Source organism: Achromobacter sp. (assembly GCF_036567245.1).
GTDB lineage: Bacteria > Pseudomonadota > Gammaproteobacteria > Burkholderiales > Burkholderiaceae_B > Achromobacter.
The window spans coordinates 1-18,748 of record NZ_DATCUY010000611.1; the positions used below are offsets into that span (position 1 = coordinate 1).

The window sequence follows — 18,748 nt, forward strand, 5'->3', positions numbered from 1 at the left end:
CGGATGCCGAGCCGGCCGCGGCTTCGGCCGGCAATTCGGTGGACCCGGCCGAGACCGGCGCGCCGGTCGCGCAACTGGCGGCCGCCCCGGCTCCCCAGGTGGATCCGCCCTGGTATGTGCAGTGCCTGCTGGGCCTGAGCGCCTGGCTGGCGACGCTGCTGCTGCTGGTGTTCGCAGCCTTCTCGGGCTTCATCACGTCCGAAAGCGGCGCGCTGGTGGCCGGATTGGTACTGTGCGCGGCCGGCGTGGCGGTGCTGCGCAGCGATGCCGGGCCATTCTGGCGCCAGTGCGGCACGGCCATGGCCTTTGCTGGGCAAATTCTGATCATCTTCGGGCTGTCCAGTTCGACCTCGTTCGCCAGCGCCTGCGTATTCGTATTGCTGATGGCGGCCACGGTCTACGCGGTGGGTCCCGATGTCATCCTGCGCTTCCTGAGCGGCCTGCTGATCGCGGCAGCGGGGGCGGGCCTGATCTGGCGCGGCCTGTCGCCCGACCTGGGCGGCGAAGACCTGCTGGACGCCTGGCTGGGCTTCGACGCCATGCGCGCCACCTTCGTGTGGCTGCCCATCGCCGTGACCGGCGCCTGGGCCACTGCCGTCATTTTCAGCGTCAGCCATCGTCTGGGCGGCAAGCGCGCCCATGCGTTGCAGCCGCTGGCCTGGGCCTTCCTGCTGTCGGTGCAAGGCATGGTGTGGCTGGCGGGGGGGCTCTCCGCCCAGCAGCTGCCCGCCATGTGGCAGCTCAATCCGCATACGGCGGTACTGGTTATCGCAGGCGCGCTATTGCCCGTGGCGGCTGCCTTTGCGGTGCTGTGGCCCCGCCGCCACGTGCTGACAGCGGGCGTCACCTGGGGCGTCCCGATAGCCCTGTTGATCCTGGCGCTGTTCTGGCTGCCCAGCCCCGGCGTGGGCTTCGCGCTGGCCTGGCTGCTGCTGGGCTTCGGCTTGAACCAGTCGCGCCTGGTCGTGTTCGGCGTGATCAGCCTGCTGGCCTACCTGGGCGTCTATTACTACCAGTTGGATGTGCCGCTGCTGCAAAAAGCCTTGTGGCTGGGCGGCGCTGCCCTGCTGCTGTTCGTGCTGCGCGCCCTGGTGTGGCTGGTGCCGCGCCTGATGCGCACCCTGCCGCCCAGCCGGCGCGCTGCCCTGCCGCCGGTCTCGGCGCCCTTGCGCTGGCGTACCCTGGCCATCCTGGGTGGCTTGGCGCTGGTGCTGGTGGTTGCCAACGGCGGCATCTGGCAGCGTGAAAAGCTGCTGGCCTCGGGCAAGGTGGTCATCCTGGAACTGGCGCCGGTCGATCCGCGTTCGCTGATGCAGGGCGACTACATGGCGCTGAACTTCGCGGCCAGCCGGGAAGTCACGCGCTTGCGGCTGGGCGGCGAGCGTCCCGAGGCCGAGGACTCCGTCATGGGCTACGAGCCGGACGGCTATGTGATGCTGCAGACCGACGCGCGCGGCGTGGGCCAGCCTCTACGCATCCAGCCCGACACGCATCCGCATACGGATGGGGAAGTGCCGTTGCGCTACCGCATCCGCGACAACAGCGTGCGCATCGTGACCAACGCCTATTTCTTCCCGGAAGGGCAGGCCGAGCGCTATCAGGTCGCCAAGTACGGCGAGCTGCGCGTGGCGGATAACGGCGAGGCGCTGCTCGTCCGGATGCTGGACCAGGACCTCAAGCCGCTGTAGCGGCAGGCAGCGGGAAGCGCCGCGCCCATTGCGCGGTGGCCTCGCGCAGGAAATGGCCGCGGTCCCCGCTGGAGATCGGGTCGAAGCCCAGGGCGCGCCAGGCGGCCATCAGCGCCGCCAGGGGCGCGCCGGTGTCGATGGGTGGGGCGCCGTTCTGCTTGGACAGTTTCAGGCCGCTGGCGGGGTCCAGGATCAGCGGCACGTGCAGGTAGCGCACCGGCGGCAGACCCAGCAGCCGCCCCAGCACGCGCTGGCGCGCGGTGGAACTGAGCAGGTCCGCGCCGCGCACCACGTCGGTTACGCCTTGCGCGGCGTCGTCCACCACCACCGCCAATTGGTAGGCCCACAGGCCGTCGGCCCGCCGCAGGGCGATGTCGCCCACGGCCTGCGCCACGTTCTGTTCCTGCGGCCCCAGCCAGCGGTCCACAAAATGTTCCACGCCTTCCGGCATGATCACGCGCCAGGCGCGGGCTTCACGGCCTGCGGGCAGGCCATGGCGGCAGGTGCCGGGATACGGCCGCTCGCCATCGGCGCCGGGCGCGGTCTGGCCGCGCAGCGCCGAATCCGCGATTTCGCGCCGGGTGCAGCCGCAGCCGTAGATCAGGCCGCGTGCAGCTAGCGAGTCGAAGGCGGATTGATAGGCGTCGTTGCGGCGCGATTGCCACATGATGTCGCCATCCCAGGCCAGGCCCAGCGCATCCAGTTGGCCCATGATGACTTCGGCCGCGCCTGGCACCGTGCGCGGCGTGTCCACGTCTTCGATGCGTAGCAGCCAGCGCCCGTTCTGGGCGCGCGCGTCCAGCCAGCTGGCCAGCGCGGCCACCAGCGAGCCCGCATGCAGCGGTCCGCTGGGGCTGGGGGCGAAACGGCCGACGTAGTTCACGATGGGACGCCCGCGCGGCCTTGCGCGCGGGGTGGGGAAAGCGGCATCAAGCGACGCAGATGCCGGTCAATGCAGCAGGCGCACGCCGTCCTCGTCCAGCAGCTCTTCCAGGACCAGATTGTCGATCTCGGCTTCCTGGCTCCAGAGAACCATGAGGGCGATGATCTTGATCTTGGACAGCGGCACGGGCGTTTCCGGCGAAGCCAGGCCCCGGTCGATGACGATTTCGCGCAAGGGCGCGGGTAGCACGCCGGCCGATTCCAGGAAGGCGATGAAGCCGATGGATTCGGTGCCGAGCTGCTGGTATTCGTTGTCGGTGTAGATCCGGGTGCCGGTGGCGGGCGCCTGGGCGAGATCGACGCAGCGTTCGGTGGTTTCGGCCAGGCCGTAGAGCCAGCCTAGGGCGTCGTCGATGTCTTCGTGCTCGAAACCGGCGGCGGCAAGCCGCTTTGCGAGCACGTCGGCCGCAGGACAGGCTTGCGGCGTGTAGTAATTCTCGTACAGATAAACCAGGATATCGAACATATGGCGCAGTTTTGTGCCTGTGTGCACAGTCGGCCCGGAGATCGGCAGACCAGCAAACATGAATTTTACTTTACGCTGATTTAAATAGCCCGGCAACCGGCGGGAAGGTGGAATGTTGTATGGCGTCACCTTGCGACAACACGCGCACATTTTCCGCCTAAATGCTGCCAATATTCATGATTCGGAGCAAAAAGGGGCGGGTCTCGCAGATCCGCCCCTTTTTGTGCGGAGGCTGGTTCCGTCAGGCGGCCTTGGGGGCGCTTTCCAGCTTCAGCTGCGCCAGTTGGCGCATGAACACCGGGATGCAGATCGCCAGCCCGACCAGCCCGCTGGTCAGGCCCGGCAGGATCGTCAGCAAGGCGCCGATGGTGCACAGCCAGCGTTCCCAGCTCTTCATGCCCACCAGCATGTAACGCGAGAAAGCGGCCGACAGCAGCACCAGGCCGACCATGCAGCCGAACAGCGTTACGAAGAAGTCGTACCAGGTGAAGCCCTGCACCGAAATCAGCAACGACGGCGAGAACACGAACACGAAGGGCACGATCAGCTTGGTGATGCCCAGCCTGAAGGCCGTGTTGCCGGTCTTGAACGGATCGCTGCCCGCCATCCCGGCCGCCGCATACGCCGCCAGCGCCACCGGTGGCGTGATGTCCGCCAGGATGCCGAAATAGAACACGAAGAAGTGCGCCGCGATGGGCTGCACGCCCAGCTGCACCAGCGTGGGGGCGGCCACCGCCACCATGATCAGGTAGTTCGCCGTGGTGGGCACGCCGCAGCCCATCAGGATGCAGACGATGCCGGTCATGATGAGCGCGGCCACCAGCGTCAACGACTGCATGTTGGCGATGGTATCGGGGATCACCATGGCCGCGCCGCTTGCCAACACCTGCGAGGCCGCGATCACGATGTACGAGATCTTGAATCCCACGCCGGTCAGCGTCACCACCCCGATCACGATGCCCACCGTGCCCGCGGCCGCGCCCACCGCCAGCGCGTACTTGGCGCCGGTCTCGAAGGCTTCGTACAGATCGCGCCAGCGCAGCCGCTGGAACGGATTCAGCAGGCCCACCAGGATGCAGCCGGTAATGCCTGCGAACGCTGCCAGATAAGGCGTGCGGCCGCTGGCCAGCACGCCGATCAGCAGGACCAGCGGGATCAGCGTCGGCCAGCGCATCTTGAACGACTGCTTGAGCTTGGGCATTTCCTCTTCGGTCAGGCCGCGCAGCCCCTCGCGTTTGGCCTCGAAGTGCACCTGCATGAACATGCCGAAGAAGTACAGGAAAGCCGGGAAGATGCCCGCGATGGCGATCTGCTGATACGGAATGCCCAGGAACTCGATCATCAGGAACGCGGCCGCGCCCATGATGGGCGGCGTGATCTGCCCGCCCGTGCTGCTGGCCGCTTCCACGCCCGCGGCGAAGTGCCGCGGATAGCCGATGCGGATCATCGCCGGAATGGTCAGCGAGCCCACCGTGACCGCGTTGGCCACCGAGGAGCCCGACAGCATGCCAAACATGGCCGAGCCGAACACCGACACCTTGGCCGGCCCGCCCGCATAGCGCCCGGCGACCGTCGAGGCCACGTCCAGGAACAGCTGGCCCAGGCCGATGCGGGTGGCCAGCACGCCGAACAGCACGAAGTGGAAGACATAGGTGGCGACCACGCCGACCGCCACGCCGTACACGCCCTGGCTCGTCAGGTACATGTGGTTGACGACCTGCGGCCAGGTATTGCCGGCATGTTTGAGCAGGCCCGGGAAGTAAGGCCCGAACATGGCGTAGGCCATGAATACCAGCGCGATGATGGGCAGCGGCCAGCCCATGGCGCGGCGCGTGGCTTCCAGCAAGCCGATCAACAGGATGGACCCCATCAGCACGTCCATGGGCATGGGATTGCCCACGCGGAACGCCAGGTCCTCGAAGATGTAGGGGATGTACAGCACCGACAGCGCCAGCGCGATGGCGATGATCCAGTCGTACAGCGGAATGCCGCCGGGCGAAAACCAGGTGGATTTGGGCTGGCGCTGGTAGTGCGACTTGGAAAAGCCGAACACCAGGAAGATCAGGCTCAGCACGAAGGCCAGGTGCACGCCGCGGTGCGTGGCCTCGCGCAGCAGGCCGAAGCCGGCGGTGTAGTAGTGAAACAGGGATAAGGTGACGAGCAGGCCCGACACGATCCAGGTGGCCGTCTTGTCCAGCGGCCGGAAGCGGATTTCCGAATCGTACTTTTCCGCCAGCTGCTGGGTTTTCTCGTGGTCTATTTCCATCGCCGTGAGTCTCAGGTGATACAGCAAGCAGGGCCGCTCGTGGCGGCCCTGCTCAAACACGGCGAGTCAGATTGCGCCGTGGTCTATCCTTAAAAGAAGCATCGGCTCGCTTATTTCAACAGGCCGACTTCCTTGTAGAACTTCTCGGCGCCCGGGTGGAACGGGATGCCCGCGCCCTTGACGGCGTTTTCCTTGGTGATGAGCTTGCCCTTGGCGTGGCCGGCGTCCAGCGTCTTGCGCGTGGCGTCGCTGTACAGCGCCTTGGTGACGTCATACACCACCTGGTCCGGGATCTTGGCCGAGGTGACCATCTGCGCGTTGACCGAGATGGTCTTCACTTCCGGAATGTTCTGGTACGTGTTGGCGGTGATCACGTCAGGCGTGAAGAATTCCTGCTTGCCGCGCAGCGCATCGATTTCCGGGCCGACCAGCGACACCAGTTCGATGCTGCCGGTGGAGGCCAGTTCGGCGATCGCGCCGGCGGGGGCGCCGCCCACGAAGAAGAACGCGTCCAGGCCGCCGTCCTTGAGCTTGTCGCCGGCCTGGTTGGGCTTGAGGTATTCGGCCTTGATGTCCTTGTCGGTCAGGCCGTAGGCGCCCAGGATCAAGCGCACGTCCACCAGAGTGCCGGAGCCCGGCTCGTCCATGGACACGCGCTTGCCCTTCAGGTCCGCCACGCCCTTGATGCCCGAGCCCTTGCGCGTCACCAGGTGGATGCTTTCCGGATACAGCGTGGAAATCAGGCGCAGGTCCTGGGCCTTGGGCTTGCCTTCGAAGGTGCCGGTGCCGCTATAGGCCCAGAAGGCCACGTCGGACTGCGTGAAGCCCGCTTCGAACGAGCCGCCCATGATGCCGTTGATGTTGGCGACCGAGCCGTTGGAGGCCACCGCGGTGGCAATGAGCTTGCCCGGCTGCGACACGGCGTTGCCGATGATGCCGCCCACCGGATAGTAGGTGCCGGCGGTGCCGCCGGTGCCGATGCGGAAGAACTGCTGGGCCTGCGCCGAACCGGCGGCGCCGACGGCGGCGGCCGCAATGGTCAGGGCGGTGATCCAATTCTTGAGTTTCATGCGAGCTTCTCCGATTCTTGCTGACGGGTATCAGTGATGTAATTTCTGCCGTTGGGCGAATTCCCCCGGCAAAAACGCGCCTCCCCTCGGGGGCTTTCTTTATGATGAAATTCTGTCATGCCCACCCCCTGTAGCCAATGATTACAGGGCTATGGTTTTCCAGGGGGTCGCATCGCCCAAGGTTATGGGTGGTCCCGCTTTGGTTATGGTGTGCGGTTACATCCCTGCAGTGCTGATAACGGAGTTTCCAAGATGTCCCAGGAAGTCATACGCGGCATAGCGCTGCCCCCCGCCGCCCAGCCGGGCGATCCCCTCGCCCGCGTCGACACGCCCAGCCTGGCGCTGGACCTGACCGCTTTCGAAGCCAACCTGCGCGCCATGCAGGCCTGGGCCGACCGCCACGAAGTCGCCCTGCGGCCGCACGCCAAGGCCCACAAATGCCCGCAGATCGCGCTGCGCCAACTGGCCCTGGGCGCGCGCGGCATCTGCTGCCAGAAGGTCAGCGAAGCCCTGCCCTTCGTGGCCGCCGGCATCCGTGACATCCACATCAGCAACGAAGTGGTCGGTCCCGCCAAGATGGCGCTGCTGGGCCAGCTGGCGCGTGCCGCCAAGATCAGCGTCTGCGTGGACAACGCCCAGAACCTGGCGCAGCTGTCGGCCGCCATGGTGCAGGCCGGCGCCGAGATCGACGTGCTGGTGGAAGTGGACGTGGGCCAGGGCCGCTGCGGCGTGTCCGACGACGCGACCGTGCTGGCGCTGGCGCAGCAGGCGCGCTCGCTGCCGGGCTTGAACTTCGCGGGCCTGCAGGCCTATCACGGCTCGGTGCAGCATTACCGCACGCGCGAAGAACGCGCCACGGTATCCCGCCAGGCCGCGCGCATCGCCGCGTCCTATGCGCAGCTGCTGCGCGAAAGCGGCATCGCCTGCGACACCATCACCGGCGGCGGCACCGGCAGCGTGGAGTTCGACGCCGCCAGCGGCGTCTACACCGAACTGCAGGCCGGCTCTTATGCCTTCATGGACGGCGACTATGGCGCCAATGAATGGGGCGGCCCGCTCAATTTCCAGAACAGCCTGTTCCTGCTGTCCACCGTGATGAGCACGCCCACTGCGGAGCGCGTGGTGCTGGACGCCGGCCTCAAATCGGCTTCCGCCGAATGCGGCCCGCCCGCCGTCCATGGTGAATCCGGCCTGACCTGCATTGCCATCAACGACGAGCACAGCGTCGTGCGCGTCGAGTCCGGCGCCACCGCGCCCGCGCTGGGCGCCGTGCTGCGCCTGGTGCCTGCGCACGTGGATCCGACCTTCAACTTGCACGACGGCCTGGTCGTGTTCAAGGACGGGGTGGTGCAGGACATCTGGGAAATTTCCGCCCGCGGCTTCTCGCGCTGAATCAGGACGCCCGAACGCAAAATGGCCGGCGCGCCATCAAGCGCGCCAGCCGAGCACGGGTTCCCGCAGGCCTACTGGGCCTTTTGCTGGATCTTTTCTCCGCCGCGTTCGATGTCTTTGCCGGCGCCTTCCATGGTGTTGCAGCCGGCCGTGATGGCGGTTATTGCAAGCATCAGCACAAGCCAGATTCGATGCGTCATTTTTTTCTCCTTTCGGCGTTCATGAGCGTAGCGGGTCATGCCGAAGGGCAGCCGCGCTATTTCTTGTTCAGCAAGTCGCGTGCCTGATCCTTGGCTTCGCCTACATTGCGTTGCACCTTGCCCACGGTTTTCTCCGCCTTGCCCTCGGCTTCCGTCTGGCGGTTGCCTGTCAGCTTGCCGGCCGTTTCCTTGATCGAGCCTTTGACTTCCTTGGCTGCGCCCTTGATGCGGTCGTTATCCATGTTGTCGCTCCTAATTCCAGGTTGCGTGAAACCGCGCCGGAGGACCCCGTTCGGGCCTGGACTCCAGCGGCGGACGAACCCACTATAGGAAGCGCATGACGTGCGCGTAAGAAGCGCGCGCATCAGATCGGCTGGTACTTTTCTACTGACTTTTGCGGGGCTGCTTCCAGCTCTTTGCCTGGGACTGCGGGGTCTGCATCCGGGCCTGCGCTAGCGTCCACGCCTATTTCTGCGCCTGCTTTCGCGCCGGTTTTTCATATCCCACGATGCCGCGCTGCCGCGCCCAGATGATGGCGGCGCTGCGCCGGTGCACGTCCAGCTTGCTGTACAACGCCGCCACGTGATTGCGCACCGTATTGCGCGACAAGTGCAGGCTGGCCGCGATCTCCGCATCCGTGTGGCCCTGGCACATCAGGCCAAGAATTTCGCGCTCGCGCGGCGTCAGGTCGGCCAGTTCGCCCTGCCCCTGCGGCGCGCCCTGGGGGGCGCGGATCTGCGCCAGCTTCTCGATGACGGTGCGGCTGAACCACGAGGTGTCCTGCATGACCGTCTCGATCGCCTCCATCAACTCGACCTCGCTGCGCTTGCGTTCGGTGATGTCCTGGATCGCCGCCAGCACGCAGGGCTGATCCTGGATCGACACCGGCGCGGCCGACACCAGGCAGTCCAGCAGCGCGCCGTCGCGCGTGCGCAGCGCCATCTCCTGGCTGCGCACGCTGGCGCCCTGCTCCAGCGAGGCCATGGCGCGGTCGTAGGCCTGCGGGTCGGTCCACAGCTGCGCCAGCGCATCCTCGTCGCGCGCCAGCGTCTTGGCGTCATAGCCCGTCGTGGCGACGAAGGCGTCGTTGACCTCCAGCAGTTCGCCCGTCGTGCTGCTTAGCGTCATGGGTACCGGCGCCAGCCGGAACGCCGTGGCGAAGCGCTGCTCGCTGTGGCGCAGCGCCGACTCGGCCTTGCGGCGCGGCTCCAGGTCGTTGAAGGTGAACAGCATGCAGGGCTGTTCCGCGACCTCGATGGGTTGGCCCGCCACCACCACCAGCTTGGTGCCGCCATCCTGCACGGTAATCGTGGTTTCCGTCTGCGGAATGGTGGTCCCTTCAGCGAGCCGGTGCAGCGCGTCCTCGCGTTGCGGCGTGTCGCCCAGCACGTCCAGCTGGCGCAGCGTCTTGCCCAGCACTTCCTCGCGCTTGTAGCCGGTCATCGCCAAAAATCCTTCATTGACCTTGATGTGGCGCAGGTCCGCCAGCGAGCAGATCACGGCCGGCGCGGGATTGGCGTTGAAGGTTCTTTCGAAGCGCTCTTCCGCGTTGTAGCGCTCGGTCACGTCCAGCAGCACCAGCACCATGCCTTCGGCCGCGCCCTGCGCATCGCGCAGCTCCAGATTGCGCACCTGATGCATGCGGCTGAACGCCGGATCGCGGCGGCTGGTCACTTCCACCACCACGTCCTTATAGGCCTCGCCCGCCAGCGCGCGATCCAGCGGATACTGCGCCGCGCGCAGTGCACGATGGTTGCGGTAGCGCAGCGCAAACGCCTTGCGGTAGCCGGCGGCGGTGCCGCCCAGCGCGGCCAGATCCGTCGCGCCGTGCATGGCCAGCGCCGTATCGTTGGCCCAGACGATGCGGCGGTCCTGGTCCAGCAGGATGATGCCTTCGATCAGGCCGTCGATGATTTCCAGCAGATGGCGGCGTTCCGTCGTGAACGCCGTGGCGGTCTTCTTCATCCTGACTCCTCGGTGCGCAAAACCGGGCCGCTGGCGCGCGGCCGCAAGATAGGAAGAAAGTACTAGATAAAGTCGTCCCGCGTGATCTGGGCGTGCGCGGACCAGGCTTCTATCGTGGTCCTGCACCGATACGCGTGCTGCTTCGCGTGAAACGCTTTACGTGAATCTTCAGGAGAGTTCCATGAACACGAACCAGAAGCCCGGCGATCCCTCCAACCAACCCGTTGACGATCCGTCCCGGCGTCCGGAACAGCAACCCGGCGACGCGCCGCAGAAGCAGGCCCCCGGCCAGGTGCCGGGCCAACCCGGGCCCGATGACGTCGATCCGGGCCGCATGCCGCCGGAAGTGCCCGGCAATCCGGGGCAGCCTGCAGAAAAACCCCGGCAGCCCGGCGAGCCCGGACGGCCGGGCCAGCCAGGTGATCCGGCCTAAGCCGGCCCACCCATAGCTTTACCTCAGCCCATCATGCAAACCGCCCCGGCGATGCGGGGCGGTTTGTTGCGGGCGTAGCGTCTTGCGTTCTTGTCAGTCGACCTGCGCGCCCGACTGCTTCACCGCTTCACCCCACTTCGTCACTTCGCCAGCAATGAAAGCCCCCGTCGCATTAGGCGTCAGCGGCATCGGCTCGGCGCCGCGGTCGCGGAAGAACTTCTGCATGTCCGGCGAATTCAGCACCTGGCCGATTTGCTTGCTCAGATAGTTCGTCACTTCGGCCGGCGTATCGCGCGGCGCCAGCACTGCCGCCCAGCCGATGGCCTCGAAGCCCGGATAACCGGATTCCGCCACGGTAGGCACGTCAGGCAGCTGCGGCAGCCGCTTGGCCGTCGTCACCGCCAGCGCCACCGCCTTCTTGCTCTGCACATGCGGCAGGCCGGCAGTCACCGAATCCACCATCAACGGCACCTGATGCCCCAGGAAATCCGCCTGCGCCGGGCCGCTGCCCTTGTACGGGATGTGGCGGATGTCGATCTTCGCCGCCGCCTTGAACATCTCGGCCGACAAATGCTGCGTGCCGCCGATGCCCGCGCTGGCATAGGCCAGCTCGCCCGGGTTGGCGCGCGCCTGCGTCACCAGCTGCTTGAGCGAGGTAATGCCCGAAGCCGGCGTCGCCAGGAACATCAGCGGCACCGAGAACACCCCCGACACCGGCGCGAAGTCCTTGGTCAGGCTGTAATTGATGGTCTTGTACAGCGTCTGGTTCACCGCCGCGGCAGAGCCCGCGATCACCAGCGTGTAGCCGTCCGGCGTCGCGCGCGCCGCCTGCTCCATCCCGATATTGCTGCCCGCGCCCGCGCGGTTCTCCACCACGATGGGCTGCTTCACGGCTGCGCCCAGCTTTTCGGCCAGTGCGCGCGCAAAGATATCGGTCGCCTGCCCGGGCGGGAACGGGACGATCAGGCGGATGGGGCGCTCGGGAAAATCGGCATGCGCGGTGGCCGCGGCCGTCGCCAGCGCCAGGCCGGCGGCAAGACTGGAAAGAATACGTTTCATGATTGGTCAGTAAAAAGCGACAAAGGGCTGCGCGCAGGGGCGCGCCTGTTGCATAAAATGTAGCTCCCGCGCTGGCGGCCCTTTTGAGGCGGCCCGGGCGGATCGGCAGGGGGTGTGTCACGATAGCATCCCCCCGTCGGTGCTAAATTCGCCTATTGGCATCGTCCAATTACTTTCTCACCCCCTGTTCTCTCATTCCGCAGGAACCGCCATGGAATTCAGCCAGTTCAAGACCAACGCCCTCATGGAGATCACCTCCCGCCCGGACCTCGTGTTCGTGCGCGGCCAGGGATCCTGGCTGGAGGATCACGCGGGCAAGCGATACCTGGACTTGGTCCAGGGCTGGGCCGTCAATACCCTGGGCCACAGCGCCCCGGAAATGCAGAAGGCCCTGCTGGACCAGTCCAAGCTGCTGATGAACCCCTCGCCGGCGTTCTACAACCTGCCCTCTATCGAGCTGGCCGAGCGCCTCACCAGCGCCTCGGTCTTCGATCGCGTCTTCTTCGCCAACAGCGGCGGCGAAGCCAACGAAGGCGCCATCAAGCTCGCCCGCAAATGGGGCCAGGTGCACAAGAAAGGCGCCTACAAGATCATCACCATGAACCACGGCTTCCACGGCCGCACGCTGGCCACCATGTCCGCGTCCGGCAAGCCGGGCTGGGACAAGATGTTCGCCCCGCAGGTCGAAGGCTTCCCCAAGGCTGAAATCAACGACCTGGAATCCGTGCGCAAGCTGATCGACGACCAGACCGTCGCCATCATGCTCGAACCCGTCCAGGGCGAAGCCGGCGTCGTCCCCGCCAGCAAGGAATTCATGCAAGGCCTGCGCAAGCTGGCCGACGAGCACAAGCTGCTGTTCATCGTTGATGAAGTGCAGACGGGCATGGGCCGCACGGGCACCATGTTCGCCTACCAGCAATCCGACGTCGTGCCCGACATCATGACCCTGGCCAAGGGCATCGGCGGCGGCGTGCCGCTGGCCGCACTCCTGGCCCGCCAGGAAGTCTGCGTGTTCTCGCACGGCGACCAGGGCGGCACCTACAACGGCAACCCGCTGATGGCCGCCGTCGGCGTCGCCGTGTTCGACGCCCTGGCCGCGCCCGGCTTCATGGAATCGGTCAACGCGCGTGCCAAGCAACTGTCCGAAGGCCTGCTGGCCCTGTCGGCCAAGTACGGCATGAAGGGCGAGCGCGGCATGGGCCTGCTGCGCGCACTGGTCATGGACCGCGACGACGGCCCCGCCATCGTCGAAGCCGCGCGCAATCTGGCGCCCAACGGCTTGCTGCTGAATGCGCCGCGCGGAAACCTGCTGCGCTTCATGCCGGCGTTGAATGTGACGGCGGAAGAGATCGATACGATGCTGACGCAGCTGGACGGCTTGATTGCTCAGGTGCGCAAGGCGTAATCGGGTAGTCCGATAGCCAGTAGCGAGGGCCGCGTACAGCGGCCCTTGTCCTTTTGAACGCCCGCGAACCCATACAGCGACTGAAGAAGCCATGCTCGCCATGCCCATGAAAACAATCACAGTCATATCGGTGGAGCCGTTCACACCTGGCGACGAAAGCGCCTCCGTGACCTTGCGCAGCCAGGAAGGCGCGGTCGTCACGGCATTCTGCTGGCCTTGCACAGTCAAGGTCGGGGACACCATCACGAACCGGCTGTCGGTCCTGGACGGCGAGATTCGTGCAGCATTCGGTACCGACTGGCCCCAGCAAGAGCAGGATGCCCTGTCAGTCGAAAGCCTGGAACGGATTGGCCACTTCAAATACCGAGGAACAGGGCGTGTGATCGATCAGGATGCCGGATTGGTGGCGGTCAACGGCTACGTCATTGAATTTGGAAGCGTGCCGTGTGATGGGTATGCTCAATTTGAAATTGACCGATTGGATATCCGAGACATCGGCGATTGAAACGTCATGGCGTTGACGGATCGACGCGCTTTGCGCGGCATGTAGCGCACCCGTAACCGCACGGCACCCAAGAAGTTGAAATGAAGCAAAGCAAACGTAGCACGCCAAGACCTCAGATAGCCCCAGCCCCCACCGTGTTGAAGCGGCCCATCGTCATACGGGCCTGGCGCCTGTTCTTCTGGTTCTACGTTCTTGTCGCGGCGCCATTCGCAATATTGTTGTCCATCTATCTCTTGTTCGAGATGGCTCATGACCAATGGAATGGCTGGCTTCTGCTGGTTTGCTTGCTGTTGTTTGCAGGAGTGCCGTTGTCTGTGTACGGCCTGATGCCGGCCCTGCGCGCCCAACGCAAGGTGCTGCTGGAGATCAGGAACGAAGGCCTCTGGTCACCCCAGACCGGCGCGGTGCCTTGGCCGAAGGTCAGATTCGTGGGTTTTCGCAGTCGTGGCGTCACCGTGACCAGCACATGGCTGGAAGTGTTCGTTTCCAGCGAGTCCGAACCAGACTGCGCCTTTGACCTCGACGATACCAATATCTATCGGACCCGCCGCTTGAGGCTGCGGCTCCAGCGGCTGACCACGGTCAAGATATTCCGCCGTGAACTGCGGAGTTATCAGTTGGTGGAGTCATCAAGGGCGGCAACTGGAAGCGCATTGCCGGGAGATGCCTCGTCGAAGATCAAGGCGGGTGTTTCCTCCGCGCCTGTTCGCCCGAAGAGCAAGTAGGCAGAAATTTCCTGAACGCGAGACATGGACTATCATCAACCGGCATTCATGTGTGTGCATCACAGTATCGACCCATTGTTGAACTAGCCAGATATTGGAGGTTTCTATGAGCGGTTACTACGAGTTGAAGCGCAGCGGCGATCAGTACATGTTCAATCTGAAAGCTGGGAATCATGAAGTTATTCTGACGAGCGAGCGGTACACCACCAAAGCTAGCGCTCAGGATGGAATTGCATCCGTTCGGCAGAATTCGCCGATCGATGAGCGCTATCAGCGCAAGACGGCTACCAACGGTTCGCATTATTTCTCGTTGAGTGCGGCGAATGGGCAGTCCATTGGGCGGAGTGAAATGTATTCGAGCGCCGCGGCTCGGGATGCCGGGATTGCGTCTGTGAAGGCTAATGGGCCAAGCACTGTAGTGAAAGACAATACCTGAGTGGTTGGGGTGTAAGCCCTCATTCGCATCTATCGGTGTCGGGACTAGAGAGCCGCAATGTTTGCGGCTCTTGTTCCGCTGGTTTGCTTCAGTGCGGCCGCCCGGCCTTGACCCATTGTTGGACTAGGTCCATCGACAAGCGATAGCGAGCGCAGTTGTACACGTCCAGTATGCGCAGTTCTTGCGCCAGTATCGGGCGGAATAATTGAAAATCGTCTTCGGACAAGCCCAGCGCCGCTGTTGCGGCGTCGGCGGTTTGCTGCTCACGTAGTACCCGGCCAATCGCTTCGTTCAGTTTTTCCCTGAATCGGAATCGCACCGGATCCGGCACGCCCGCAGCGTTCAGTTGCACGGCGTACTTTCGGATCGAGCGCCGATAGGCCCAGGCAAACAGCTCTGTCGCCAGCGTCACGTCGCCGTATTCATAGACCCCCAACATGGCGTAGACGTAGTCCTGCACCTCTACGTCCAGGAAGGACAGCGGCGCGCAGTTGTAAAGCATCAGCGGAATGTTGGCCGCCAGGCGGCTGGCCCGCTTGTTGCCGTCCTCGAAAGGCTGAAGATATGCAAGGTTCACCCACAGAAAGAATGCCGCTTCGACCGGGTTCTTGATAAGCCGAGCTTTCTCCGTAATCTGGTCGAACATTTCCTGCAGCAACAAGGGCGCCTGGAGCGGCACGTAAGTCGTGTCCCCGATGTTGACCACGATCTGGCGGATGCGGCCCAGGCCGTCGGTACTGGCCAATAGTTCCTCCAACAGAATCGCGTGAAGGTTGCCGATCACGGCGGACGTCAGGCCATGTGCGAGCACCGCATCGACCAGGAACTCGATGGCCCTCTTATGGTTGAGCAGCATCACTGCATCCAGATCTTCCCCAGCCATTCCGTGCTTGAAGAGTTCCTGCGTGGCCAACAAGGAATACCGGTTGCCTTCCAGTCGAGAGGATGACCAGGACAGGTCGAGCAGCAGCGGCTCCAGTACGCGACGCGCGTAAGTCCCGGCTGGCGACTGACCTGGCATGCGGCCCTCGTCGGCCAAGTCTTGAGCCAGCGAAGGCGGCAACAGGGAGCTCTGGTTTGGCACATAGCTTTCCGCGAAGGCGCGTTCGTATCCCACGGGCGTCCGGGCGGATAACGGCTGCCGGAGTCGGGCCAGCAGGGCTTGACCACGCTCAGACCAGATCATCCCGACGGCCTCGGACGCCGGCTCCGCCAGCCGCGCGGCAATGGTCGTTGGGAGCGTCGATGCGGGTGTTTCGTCCGCTATCCGGTAACGGGTTGCCCGGCCCTGGCCCTCGCGCAGTATCGCGCCGGCTTTGCGCAGATTTTCCAATTGGCGCTTCACCGTGGACCAACTGACGCCGGTTCGGTAGGCCAGTTCGCTGGAACTCACCCAGGGCAGGTTCTCGCGCTGCTGGGCGCGCAGAAACTGAAGAATGTCTTCGCGGACGGTCATGGCAAGAGCCGAAGATGTTGAATCAGCTCAATTTAGCAGTAATCAGCTCAAGAAATGAGCTGATTTGGTCTTATTTTGAGCTGATCCCCAAGCCGTCTGTTCGAGGAAATCGATTGGCACGATTTCGTCGCTCACGCATCACGTCAAAACGAGTACTTCGCCGTCAACAAAGATAATTGCGGCATTCTGAGGAGGTTAATCGGGGGACGGCTGTGGCTCGATACGCCACCGCGGTGTTCCAACTGCTGTAGCGGTGGTGGAGCGCACGTTGTATGTGGGCAAGCTGAGCGCTATGCGTGCATCGCTCCGCTCCTGCGTCAAGCATTCAGTGAGCGGGCGGAAAATTGTTACTTGACACCATTATTCTGTTGGGCGGTAGAGCGGAGTAGGAATCGAATATCACGACCGCGCTATTCAAGAAGTGGCACCATCACGCTCGCACTGAAAAGATCGATGACAGAATTCTCTCCGAAATCTCTACTCTCCGGGCGAATGAAAGTGGTCACGATATTTCTAGAAAGTGGTCCATATGCCTGCTGTTAAGCGTCCATATTGAATTTTGAGGTATAGTCAAAAAAATACCTAAAGTTACTGAAAGTGACCGCCGGGGGCTCCCCGATTTCCCGTTCTGAACGGCAAGATCTTGCTTGGATAGAGCTATGCATACTGAGGATGTCGAGTACGAAGAGGTCGGGTTTATTAAATATTCAGGGGACCCGGTGCGAGCAGGGGTCATTGATGCACGTAGTGCTGGATCCGCGCTTCTAGGTCTAGATGAGGCGATACGGTTCTTCAACGCGCAGCAGTCCTCTGGTCTGGCAAATGCTGAGTATGACGTTCCAGTGCAGACCCGTGCGGGGTCTTGGGAAGCGGTGTTGATGGCCGGTGTAGCAGTAGGGGGCGCATTCGCGCTGAGCTATGCGAAGAAGGCCGGCGAGAGAATGGCGGAGAATGATTTTAAGAGTGTGGGGCTGAGAGATGTACTCTCAAAATCGATGTCCGCGATTGTTACGCTGGCAAAGCTGATCAAGCACACGGAGAAATCTCACGAATGGAATGCAAATCGTGTTGAACCGTCTCTGAACTCGTCGTCTGTGATTGTTGTCGACGAAAAAGGTATTGAGATACCCATTCCGCTTGAATTTTATCGATGGTATCAAAAAATTCCACCACAACTGCTGTCGAAAATGACGTCAGTTATTAGAGAGGACAGAACTCTTACTATTGGCGCCATGCAAAATGGTGAACTCGACTCAGTATTGCTAGTGGCCCGCGAGAGGCCGCTTTTTGAGGGTGGTGACGGTGAGGGTCAGGATGGGGAGGTTTTATTTCCTGATCTACGCCATGGAGATAATGTTGCCCTTGAAGGGCGTTTAATTCGAGGTAGTGAAAAAACAAATACCGTAGGACTCGAATATCAAGGCCACGTCATAAACTGCATTCCATCATCAGGGAGTGTCCGCAAGTACAAAATGGCCCTCTTCTTAAGGTGCCGGGTGGAGGGCATGGTAGTGAGACATTGGAAGAATAAATTAATAACGGACAGGCGGCCGAGAATAGTTGTTGATAGGGTAGTTCCGTTGCAATCGGATGGTCAAAATAAGCTGTTCGACCGATAGACTGATGCCTTTGATGTCAGGGAGCCTTAGTTTGTTAATAAAATTTAGTCTGATATCTGATTTCTCTTCAGTCGGTAGATTAAGAGCGCGAAGGGGAGACTCCTAGTGCCTTTTTCCGCTTCTGGATGGCGCGAACAATTGTAAGAGAGGTGTCTAGAAAAAATGCCGACGATTGTGCAAAGGAGTGTTATGTCAAATATTTATAAATATGCAGGACCAGACACTATCGATCTAATTATGAAGGACGATGGTGTTGCCACGCTAAAGTGTTCGTATCCAAAAGACTTCAACGACCCGTTTGAGCTTTTCCTCACGATTGATTATCGCACTGAGCCGGAATTTCTTGCATATTATGAAGAGGTAATTGGGGAAATTCCGCAATTGCCAACCACATGCTTTTCCCGTTCACCCGCTGTAACTCCGATGTGGGCACATTATGCGAACAATCTACAAGGGTTTGCTATTCAATTTGACGAGTCCGCGCTGGAGAGAGGGGTGCCCAATAGTGGATTTGGCAATGTTTCGTACTTGCGGGAACCGTCTAAAGGTTTATCAGACCTTTTGGAAAGAGCGTATGTTCTACAAAAACCGAGATACATAGCTTGGCTGCAGCAAGGAGTGTTTCAAACCGCCTACTACTCGAAAGCGGAGTATTGGAGCTATGAGAACGAGCGCCGCATGCTAGTCGAGCAGAGTGAAGTGCGATCAATCGGAAATACGTTGTTATTAGACACACCTAGAGGCTGTGTCACAGGCCTTATCGCTGGGCCTAGAGCAAGTCAAGAATTGAGGCGAAAATTACAAGAAAAGGCCGCCGTATTTGAGTGCAATTATTATGAAATGAAAATTGGCCGGAGTTCTATAACCCCTTTTTTTGTAGATGCCTCTAGCGCAGTCTATAACTTCGACGGTCAGAGTCTAGCGATCAGCTCTAGTTTATGTGACGTTTGCCAAGAACCTCAGCGATCGGGAACGACTACGTGCTCCTGGTGCAAGATTAGTAAAACGCATCGAGATGACGCGGCAGGTAGAAATACTTACAGGATGCTGGCACATTACGGCATTCTCAATGATTATTTGGACGGAGTCCGAAGAATTAATTCAAAAAAATAATTATCATG

At 62.2% G+C, this 18,748-nt stretch carries 18 protein-coding genes; 9 read left to right on the forward strand and 9 right to left on the reverse strand.

What is annotated here, in order from left to right:
* Positions 1-1,688 (forward strand): GDYXXLXY domain-containing protein (locus VIR09_RS25860; RefSeq protein ID WP_332015450.1); only part of this gene is annotated, 1,688 nt, incomplete at its 5' end.
* Here VIR09_RS25860 and gluQRS read toward each other — a convergent pair.
* The 4 genes from gluQRS to VIR09_RS25880 form a co-directional block, all read right to left on the reverse strand.
* Positions 1,675-2,571, reverse strand: coding sequence for a tRNA glutamyl-Q(34) synthetase GluQRS (gluQRS, locus tag VIR09_RS25865; protein ID WP_332015451.1), 897 nt, complete (start codon positions 2,569-2,571; stop codon positions 1,675-1,677). The genes VIR09_RS25860 and gluQRS overlap by 14 nt on opposite strands.
* 66 nt (positions 2,572-2,637) lie before the next feature.
* Entirely contained in the window at positions 2,638-3,096 is a 459-nt protein-coding gene (locus VIR09_RS25870) for a DUF494 family protein (protein ID WP_013390832.1), read from the reverse strand.
* A gap of 241 nt (positions 3,097-3,337) precedes the next feature.
* Positions 3,338-5,362, reverse strand: coding sequence for a TRAP transporter permease (locus tag VIR09_RS25875; protein ID WP_332015488.1), 2,025 nt, complete (start codon positions 5,360-5,362; stop codon positions 3,338-3,340).
* Between the two features lie 110 nt (positions 5,363-5,472).
* Complete coding sequence (locus VIR09_RS25880; protein ID WP_332015452.1) at positions 5,473-6,432, reverse strand: TAXI family TRAP transporter solute-binding subunit; 960 nt, start codon at positions 6,430-6,432, stop codon at positions 5,473-5,475.
* 252 nt (positions 6,433-6,684) lie between these two features.
* Between VIR09_RS25880 and VIR09_RS25885 the strand changes: the two genes are divergently transcribed.
* A complete protein-coding gene (locus VIR09_RS25885) occupies positions 6,685-7,824 on the forward strand; it encodes a DSD1 family PLP-dependent enzyme (RefSeq protein ID WP_332015453.1) in 1,140 nt (379 codons plus the stop codon).
* A 71-nt stretch (positions 7,825-7,895) separates the two neighbouring features.
* Here VIR09_RS25885 and VIR09_RS25890 read toward each other — a convergent pair whose 3' ends face one another.
* From VIR09_RS25890 to VIR09_RS25900, 3 genes are all read right to left on the reverse strand, one after another.
* Positions 7,896-8,024, reverse strand: coding sequence for an entericidin A/B family lipoprotein (locus tag VIR09_RS25890; protein ID WP_332015454.1), 129 nt, complete (start codon positions 8,022-8,024; stop codon positions 7,896-7,898).
* A 56-nt stretch (positions 8,025-8,080) separates the two neighbouring features.
* Positions 8,081-8,266 (reverse strand): CsbD family protein, encoded by a 186-nt coding sequence (locus tag VIR09_RS25895; RefSeq protein WP_207467078.1) that lies wholly within the window; start codon positions 8,264-8,266, stop codon positions 8,081-8,083.
* Between the two features lie 223 nt (positions 8,267-8,489).
* Complete coding sequence (locus VIR09_RS25900; RefSeq protein ID WP_332015455.1) at positions 8,490-9,989, reverse strand: helix-turn-helix transcriptional regulator; 1,500 nt, start codon at positions 9,987-9,989, stop codon at positions 8,490-8,492.
* A gap of 181 nt (positions 9,990-10,170) precedes the next feature.
* Between VIR09_RS25900 and VIR09_RS25905 the strand changes: the two genes are divergently transcribed.
* Positions 10,171-10,422, forward strand: a complete 252-nt coding sequence (locus VIR09_RS25905; protein WP_332015456.1) for a hypothetical protein — start codon at positions 10,171-10,173, stop codon at positions 10,420-10,422.
* A 93-nt stretch (positions 10,423-10,515) separates the two neighbouring features.
* Here VIR09_RS25905 and VIR09_RS25910 read toward each other — a convergent pair whose 3' ends face one another.
* Entirely contained in the window at positions 10,516-11,481 is a 966-nt protein-coding gene (locus VIR09_RS25910) for a tripartite tricarboxylate transporter substrate binding protein (RefSeq protein WP_332015457.1), read from the reverse strand.
* Between the two features lie 211 nt (positions 11,482-11,692).
* Between VIR09_RS25910 and VIR09_RS25915 the strand changes: the two genes are divergently transcribed.
* The 4 genes from VIR09_RS25915 to VIR09_RS25930 all read left to right on the forward strand — a co-directional run bounded on the left by VIR09_RS25915 (position 11,693) and on the right by VIR09_RS25930 (position 14,552).
* Entirely contained in the window at positions 11,693-12,886 is a 1,194-nt protein-coding gene (locus tag VIR09_RS25915; RefSeq protein WP_332015458.1) for an acetylornithine transaminase, read from the forward strand.
* 91 nt (positions 12,887-12,977) lie between these two features.
* Complete coding sequence (locus tag VIR09_RS25920; RefSeq protein WP_332015459.1) at positions 12,978-13,391, forward strand: hypothetical protein; 414 nt, start codon at positions 12,978-12,980, stop codon at positions 13,389-13,391.
* 80 nt (positions 13,392-13,471) lie between these two features.
* Positions 13,472-14,116 carry a hypothetical protein gene (locus VIR09_RS25925; RefSeq protein WP_332015460.1) on the forward strand — a complete coding sequence of 215 codons (645 nt, stop codon included), beginning with the start codon at positions 13,472-13,474 and terminating at the stop codon, positions 14,114-14,116.
* A 106-nt stretch (positions 14,117-14,222) separates the two neighbouring features.
* Positions 14,223-14,552, forward strand: coding sequence for a YegP family protein (locus VIR09_RS25930; protein ID WP_332015461.1), 330 nt, complete (start codon positions 14,223-14,225; stop codon positions 14,550-14,552).
* 88 nt (positions 14,553-14,640) lie between these two features.
* On the opposite strand, the gene VIR09_RS25935 is transcribed toward VIR09_RS25930, so the two are convergent.
* A complete protein-coding gene (locus tag VIR09_RS25935; RefSeq protein WP_332015462.1) occupies positions 14,641-16,008 on the reverse strand; it encodes a Fic family protein in 1,368 nt (455 codons plus the stop codon).
* 659 nt (positions 16,009-16,667) lie between these two features.
* Between VIR09_RS25935 and VIR09_RS25940 the strand changes: the two genes are divergently transcribed.
* Complete coding sequence (locus VIR09_RS25940; protein WP_332015463.1) at positions 16,668-17,627, forward strand: hypothetical protein; 960 nt, start codon at positions 16,668-16,670, stop codon at positions 17,625-17,627.
* A 189-nt stretch (positions 17,628-17,816) separates the two neighbouring features.
* Positions 17,817-18,740: a DUF2971 domain-containing protein gene (locus VIR09_RS25945; protein ID WP_332015464.1), complete on the forward strand. Its 924-nt coding sequence runs from the start codon at positions 17,817-17,819 to the stop codon at positions 18,738-18,740.
* The last annotated feature ends 8 nt before the right edge of the window (positions 18,741-18,748 follow it).

Excerpts from the sequence above, each read along its gene's own strand:
- VIR09_RS25870 (WP_013390832.1), bottom strand. The coding sequence starts at position 3,096 with ATGTTCGATATCCTGGTTTATCTGTACGAGAATTACTACACGCCGCAA.
- VIR09_RS25875 (WP_332015488.1), bottom strand. The coding sequence starts at position 5,362 with ATGGAAATAGACCACGAGAAAACCCAGCAGCTGGCGGAAAAGTACGAT.
- VIR09_RS25880 (WP_332015452.1), bottom strand. The coding sequence starts at position 6,432 with ATGAAACTCAAGAATTGGATCACCGCCCTGACCATTGCGGCCGCCGCC.
- VIR09_RS25885 (WP_332015453.1), top strand. The coding sequence starts at position 6,685 with ATGTCCCAGGAAGTCATACGCGGCATAGCGCTGCCCCCCGCCGCCCAG.
- VIR09_RS25890 (WP_332015454.1), bottom strand. The coding sequence starts at position 8,024 with ATGACGCATCGAATCTGGCTTGTGCTGATGCTTGCAATAACCGCCATC.
- VIR09_RS25895 (WP_207467078.1), bottom strand. The coding sequence starts at position 8,266 with ATGGATAACGACCGCATCAAGGGCGCAGCCAAGGAAGTCAAAGGCTCG.
- VIR09_RS25900 (WP_332015455.1), bottom strand. The coding sequence starts at position 9,989 with ATGAAGAAGACCGCCACGGCGTTCACGACGGAACGCCGCCATCTGCTG.
- VIR09_RS25905 (WP_332015456.1), top strand. The coding sequence starts at position 10,171 with ATGAACACGAACCAGAAGCCCGGCGATCCCTCCAACCAACCCGTTGAC.
- VIR09_RS25910 (WP_332015457.1), bottom strand. The coding sequence starts at position 11,481 with ATGAAACGTATTCTTTCCAGTCTTGCCGCCGGCCTGGCGCTGGCGACG.
- VIR09_RS25915 (WP_332015458.1), top strand. The coding sequence starts at position 11,693 with ATGGAATTCAGCCAGTTCAAGACCAACGCCCTCATGGAGATCACCTCC.
- VIR09_RS25920 (WP_332015459.1), top strand. The coding sequence starts at position 12,978 with ATGCTCGCCATGCCCATGAAAACAATCACAGTCATATCGGTGGAGCCG.
- VIR09_RS25925 (WP_332015460.1), top strand. The coding sequence starts at position 13,472 with ATGAAGCAAAGCAAACGTAGCACGCCAAGACCTCAGATAGCCCCAGCC.
- VIR09_RS25930 (WP_332015461.1), top strand. The coding sequence starts at position 14,223 with ATGAGCGGTTACTACGAGTTGAAGCGCAGCGGCGATCAGTACATGTTC.
- VIR09_RS25935 (WP_332015462.1), bottom strand. The coding sequence starts at position 16,008 with ATGACCGTCCGCGAAGACATTCTTCAGTTTCTGCGCGCCCAGCAGCGC.
- VIR09_RS25940 (WP_332015463.1), top strand. The coding sequence starts at position 16,668 with ATGCATACTGAGGATGTCGAGTACGAAGAGGTCGGGTTTATTAAATAT.
- VIR09_RS25945 (WP_332015464.1), top strand. The coding sequence starts at position 17,817 with ATGTCAAATATTTATAAATATGCAGGACCAGACACTATCGATCTAATT.